This is a genomic window from Neisseria sp. P0021.S005 (assembly GCF_051956955.1).
In genome coordinates, this window is the sequence record NZ_JBQCWY010000778.1 from 1 (window position 1) to 1,324 (window position 1,324).

Annotated in this window: 2 protein-coding genes; both read right to left on the minus strand. The window is 52.9% G+C overall.

The annotated features are described in order from the left end of the window. Positions 1–146 precede the first annotated feature (146 nt). On the minus strand, positions 147–518 hold the full coding sequence (locus ACTHUE_RS19205) for a hypothetical protein (protein ID WP_004520945.1): 372 nt from the start codon (positions 516–518) through the stop codon (positions 147–149). A gap of 172 nt (positions 519–690) precedes the next feature. Then, positions 691–1,324, minus strand: a 634-nt coding sequence (locus tag ACTHUE_RS19210; protein WP_440424192.1) for a YgjP family zinc-dependent metalloprotease, incomplete at its 5' end; no start/stop codon positions are given.

Genomic DNA, 1,324 nt, shown 5'->3' on the forward strand with positions numbered 1-1,324 from the left:
GGGATGTTATCGGTATAAGTGGGCAGATTGTACAATGTTTTGAGTCGGAAATTTTGCAAACCGAGTGCCATTTTATCTGATAAAGACGACAAAAGGCCGTCTGAAAACCGATGGGATTTCAGACGGCCTTTGTTTGCGAGTCGGATTTAGTTTTTGTCCAAATCTAAATCGGCTTTATATTCGATACGGCCTTGGCCTTTGTCTTCGATGGAAACGTCCAGCTCTTGTTTGCCGCGTTTGAATTTCAGATCGGCATCGTCGTGTTTGATTTCAGACTCAACCACATGGAAACCTTTGCTGCGCGCGTGGGCGATCACTTTTTTGGCCAAGGAAGGAATGGAATTGCGTTGGCCGGAAAGTTCGGCTTCGTATTCAAATTCGCCGTCGCCTTGATGATCGGCTTTGATGGTGTGCGCGCCATCCGGACGGTAGATTTCGGAAGGCAGTGGGGAGGCGAATGCCGTGGCGGAGAAAAGAGCCAAAATGCCGGTGGCCAGTAACGATTTTGCTTTGGTCATCGGTTTTCCTTTCTGAAAAGGGTTTTGAGAACGAAATCATCTTATCGGCATGCCTGAGGGGGCGGCAAGCGGATAAACCTGATTTTACGCGCGGCTACATGATTTGTTTGGAGGACGTTGATTCTTTGCTTTGGGCTGGTGTTTGCTTGCAGAAAAATGCTGCTGGAAAGACTTAGCCGAGGTGGAATAATTCGCCGCCGTGCGCCTTCAGCCATTGTTCGGCTTGGTCGACATGCGGCGTGAGCGAGTGGGTTAGAGCCCAAAATGCAGGGCTGTGGTTGGGATGGCGCAGGTGGGAGAGTTCGTGCAGGCAGACGTAGTCGGCGACATATTCGGGCGTGCCGATGAGCCGCCAGTTGAGGCGGATGCCGGTGGTGTGGCGGCAAACGCCCCAGAAGGTTTTGGCGTTGGAAAGGGAAATGGCGCTCGGGGTCAGGTGGGTGGTTCGGATATGGCCTTCGAGGCGCGGTAGCAGATATTCGTGCGCACGCTCGTGCAGGAAGCGGCGCAAATGGGTAAGTTGGGCGGCGGTTTCTTTTTCGGGCAACAGAATTTCAGACGGCCTGATTTGGATGTGGTTTGCTGCGTGGACGGACAAGGCCGTCTGAACGCCTTGATACCAAATCCATTCGGGAAGCGTGTCTGTAGGTGTTTGCCGAGCCGGTGTTTTGTTTAGGGTACGGCGCAGGATGGCTTCGTTGTCGTTCAGCCATTGGGTAAAGGTGCGCTGGGTAACAAACGGAGGGATATTGATGCTGACGGTATCGGCGGAAACGGGGCGCAAGATGAGGTTTTTCTTGGCACTG